General features: G+C 74.5%; 4 protein-coding genes and 1 pseudogene. 2 read left to right on the top strand and 3 right to left on the bottom strand.

What is annotated here, in order from left to right; translation table 11 throughout:
• Positions 1-500 (bottom strand): annotated as a pseudogene (locus DQW06_RS09560) (hypothetical protein); the annotation flags it as partial.
• Between the two features lie 91 nt (positions 501-591).
• On the opposite strand from DQW06_RS09560, the gene DQW06_RS09555 reads away from it, so the two are divergent.
• On the top strand, positions 592-1,254 hold the full coding sequence (locus DQW06_RS09555) for a TetR/AcrR family transcriptional regulator (protein ID WP_013156175.1): 663 nt from the start codon (positions 592-594) through the stop codon (positions 1,252-1,254).
• The gene (locus tag DQW06_RS09550) at positions 1,251-1,766 is read left to right on the top strand and encodes an NUDIX hydrolase (RefSeq protein WP_013156174.1); all 516 of its coding nucleotides are present in this window, start codon (positions 1,251-1,253) and stop codon (positions 1,764-1,766) included. The genes DQW06_RS09555 and DQW06_RS09550 overlap by 4 nt, the downstream gene beginning before the upstream one ends.
• 121 nt (positions 1,767-1,887) lie before the next feature.
• On the opposite strand, the gene DQW06_RS09545 is transcribed toward DQW06_RS09550, so the two are convergent.
• Both DQW06_RS09545 and DQW06_RS09540 read right to left on the bottom strand, forming a co-directional pair.
• A complete protein-coding gene (locus tag DQW06_RS09545; RefSeq protein WP_232832990.1) occupies positions 1,888-2,751 on the bottom strand; it encodes a hypothetical protein in 864 nt (287 codons plus the stop codon).
• Between the two features lie 266 nt (positions 2,752-3,017).
• On the bottom strand, positions 3,018-4,050 hold a 1,033-nt coding region (locus tag DQW06_RS09540; RefSeq protein ID WP_117198310.1), incomplete at its 5' end, for an NAD(P)H-hydrate dehydratase.

Below are 4,050 nucleotides of genomic sequence, written 5' to 3'. Positions count from 1 at the left end.
GCCAGGGCGGCGGCGACCTCGTGCGGGGTGGCGGGAACCAGGACGTGGCCCCCGCCGCGGTCCTCCCGGGGCAGCAGGGAGGTTCCGGCGACGCCCTCCAAGGCGAGCACGAACAGCAGCGGCGCCGCGAACAGGGCGTGCCGGGAGCGGTCCCGCCAGGCGACGAGCGCCCCGGCCGTCCAGGTGACCACGGCGACGACCCCGTAGATCAGCGGCGCGGCGATGAGCAGGCAGACCATGCCCTCACCGAGCAGGGGTCCGGCCAGGGCCAGGCAGAGGGTGGTGACGGCCATGGTGACGCCCATGGCGCTGCGGGCCCGCACGGTGAACACCACGAGCAGGGCGATCGTCGCGGGCAGGCCGACGTAGAACAGCGCGGTCTGGTCCAGGCCGCCCCAGTGGTGGATCCGGAGCGCCAGCAGGGCGGCGAAGGCGGCCAGGACCAGGGCCGCGAGCAGCAGGCGCGCCCTGGAGGGCGCGGGGGAGTCGCTTCGGGGCACGGGGGAACTCCTTCAGCATGCGATTAAATCGCTTGGTTTAATCACTCGATTAAACCGTATGCTGAAAACCTCCCCGAGAGCAAGGAGGGCCATGGCCAAGGGCGGCGGAGGACGGCGCACGAGCGAGGAGACCAGGGAGCGGCTCCTGGCGGCGGCCAGCGAGGTCGTGCGCGAGGAGGGCTACGCCGGGGCGTCGGCGCGCGCCATCGCCGCGCGCGCGGAGGCCAACTCGGCGCTGGTCTTCTACCACTTCGGCGGGGTCGACCAGCTGCTGCTGGCGGCGCTGGACCGCTCCAGCGCCGAGCGCATGGCCATGTACCGGGAGATCGCGGCGCGGGCGAACACCCTGGAGGAGCTGGTGGAGGCGGCGATGCTCATCTACCGGACCGACCTGGAGCGCGGCTACATCACCGAGTTCTCCGAACTGGTGGCCGCCGCCGTCACCAAACCGGAGCTGCGCACGCAGATCCGGGACCGCTCGGAGCCGTGGATCGCCTTCATCGAGCAGGAGTGGAACCGCGTCCTGGGCGGATCCGCCCTCGGGAAGCTGCTGCCCGCCCGCGAGGTGGCCTACGGAGCGATCACGTTCTACCTGGGGGTGAACCTGTTCTCGGTGCTCGACGAGGACCACTCGCGCACCGAGGCGGTGTTCGACCTGGCCCGCGGGCTGGCCCCCCGCGCCAAGCTCCTGACGCTGCGCCTGCCGCGCCGCGACCGGGGGGTAGGCTCGCCCGCGGACGAGGAGGACGCATGAGCACAGGCATCACGGTGGCCCCCGGGATCGAGTTCCCCGACACCGCCGACGGCCGGACCCACGTGGCGGCCGCGGTGATCGCCGACGACCGGGGAAGGGTCTTCGCCCAGCGCCGGTCCCCCACGCGCAAGGTGTTCCCGCACTGCTGGGACATCGTCGGCGGACACGTCGAGCAGGGCGAGACCATGCTGGAGGGGTTGGCGCGCGAGGTCGGGGAGGAGACCGGCTGGCGGCTGACCGGGGTGCTGGCGGAGCTGTTCCGGCTGGACTGGGACCCCGGGGACGGCCTGACCCGGCACGAGGTGGACTACCTGGTGCGGGTGGAGGGCGACCTGGACGCGCCCCGCCTGGAGCCGGGCAAGCACACCGAGTTCCTGTGGGTGGACGACTCCCTGGTGCACCGGCTGCGCGACGACCGCGACCCGGGCGACTACTTCATCACCGACATCGTGCAGCGGGGCATCGACGCCGCCCGCGCGCTGGGCACTCGGACGACGCGGGACCAGGGTTAGTGCGTCAGAGCCTCGGTGACGTGGAGGGCGAGGGCCAGCCACAGCGCGCCCGCGCCCGTACCCGCGCCCCAGGCTCCCCCGGGACTCACCACCGCCGGCCGCGCTCCGGCACCGGGGCGGATCAGATGTCGGTGGGCATCCAGGCGAGCACGAGCCCGAGCCACACGGCGAACGGGCCCGCCACCAGGTCCCGGCCCCACCTCAGGGGCCGGTCGGCGGACGGAGGCACCCCCTCCCGTGCCTCTTGGACGAACCGGGTGATCCGTTGGGCGGCTTCCTCGTCCCGGGCCGGGGTGCTCCCCCAGGCCCTCGAACAGAACGCCCTTCCGTCGAGGAAGTGGACGGCGACCCCGTTCCCGGCGCCGACCCGCGCGACCCACTCCACGGGAATCGAGACCCACACGGCGTACCGCTTCAGGAGCAGGCGCGTCCCGGTCAGGCGAATCTCCGGATAGACGGTCCGCTGCCAGACCACCAGCCCGAGGACCGGCAGGAGCGGGGCCGCCACCAGCGCGTACCAGTCGCCCTCCCCCGCGCCGAACACGAGCACCGCGGAGAGCGACGCCATCACCAGCACCGCGGCGACACCCAGGAACCGAAACCGGCCACGGTACAGGGTGACCGGAGGCACAGCCGAAGGGTCGGACCGGTCGTCGGCCTCCCGCCCGGCCCGGAGCCGGAGCAGGAGGTCGTGGGACGGGCTTCCCGGAAGACCGATCACGCCCCAGAAGACGAACCCCGCCGCTCCGACGAGGGGCGCTCCCTCACGCGCGCTCCAGAGGACACAGGCCACGGTGAAGAACCCCCACCAGATCCGCGCGCACGAACGGGGAAGCCGTGCGGCCCGCAGCGCATCGCGCCACAGCCCCGCACGACCGCTCCTCCAGTCGCCACCGCGGTGGGCGGCGATGCGACGCGTCTCCGCGTACAGCGCGACCAGGGTTCCGACGAGGAACAGCGGGAGGAGGACCGCTGCGGTGATCACACGGCACCGGCCGGGGGTGCGGAGGCGGGGAACATGGGGGATGCCCGTCGTGTCCGGAGGAGGGGACCCCAGCATCCCACGGCGGTCCGGCACCCCTCCCCCGGCCCCGCACGCGAACGGCGGACAGACAGGGCTTGAGCCCGCACCCTTCGGTCCCGCCCCGAGCGGACCGCACCGGAGCGAACCCATGGGGGCTCGGCTGTGCGCGTTCCGGGGACGGCGTCCCCTCGGCCGGGCGGGCGACCCGGTCCCGGCCCGGCTCCGCCTCAGGCCGCCCGGCGGACCTCGGCCACCGCGAGCGGCAGCGCCTCCAACAGGTCGGACGCGCTGATCGGGGCACCGCCCCGGGCCAGCGAGGCGGCGCGTCCGTGCAGGTAGGCGCCGCACATCGCCGCCTCCCTCGCGGGCAGCCCGGCGGCCAGGAGCGCGCCGACCACCCCCGACAGCACGTCTCCGGTCCCGGCGGTGGCCAGCAGCGGCGTTCCGGTCGGGTTGACGACCACCGGGGCCCCCGGGTGCGCGATCACCGTGGTCGACCCCTTGAGCAGGACGGTGCACCCGAAACGGTCGCGGGCGCGGGCCGCGTGCTCCAGACGGCGCGCCTCGACGTCCCCCCGGTCCGCGCCCAGCATCCGGGCCAGCTCCCCGGCGTGCGGCGTCAGGAGCGTGTGCGCCTTCCGCTCCCGCAGCAGCTCGCACAGCGGTTCGCCCCACTGCCCGGTGAGCAGGGTGAGCCCGTCCGCGTCCACCAGCACCGGGACGTCGCTGTCCAGGACCGCTCGGAGCTCGTCGGCGTTGGCCGGGTGCGTGCCCCGGCCGGAGCCGACCACGACGGCGGACACCCGCCCGGGCGACAGGTCGGTGCTGTTCTGCGGGTCGAGGAGGCTGGCGACGGTCTCCGGCCAGCGGGCGAGCACCTGGTCGACCACGGCCGGGCCGCCCCCGTAGCGCACCATGCCGACCCCGGTGCGCAGCGCTCCGCCCACGCACAGGACGGCGGCGCCCCGGTAGCGGTCGGAGCCCGCGCGGACGGCGAGGACGCCCCGCCGGTACTTGTCCGACTCCGCCCCGGCGACCGGCAGGAGGGAGGCGATGTCCGCAGCCCGCGGACTGACCAGCTCGGGCCCGGGCAGCTCCGGGGTCAGCCCGATGTCCACGAGACGGACCCGGCCCGCGCGTTCGGCGCCCGGATCGACGAACAGGCCGGGCTTGTGGGTGCCGAAGGTGACCGTGACGTCGGCGCGGACGGCGTGCCCGGCCACCTCGCCGGTGTCGGCGTCCACCCCGCTGGGCAGGTCC

Source organism: Nocardiopsis sp. TNDT3 (assembly GCF_003427465.1).
GTDB lineage: Bacteria > Actinomycetota > Actinomycetes > Streptosporangiales > Streptosporangiaceae > Nocardiopsis > Nocardiopsis dassonvillei.
This window is presented reverse-complemented; position numbering and strand designations above follow the sequence as displayed.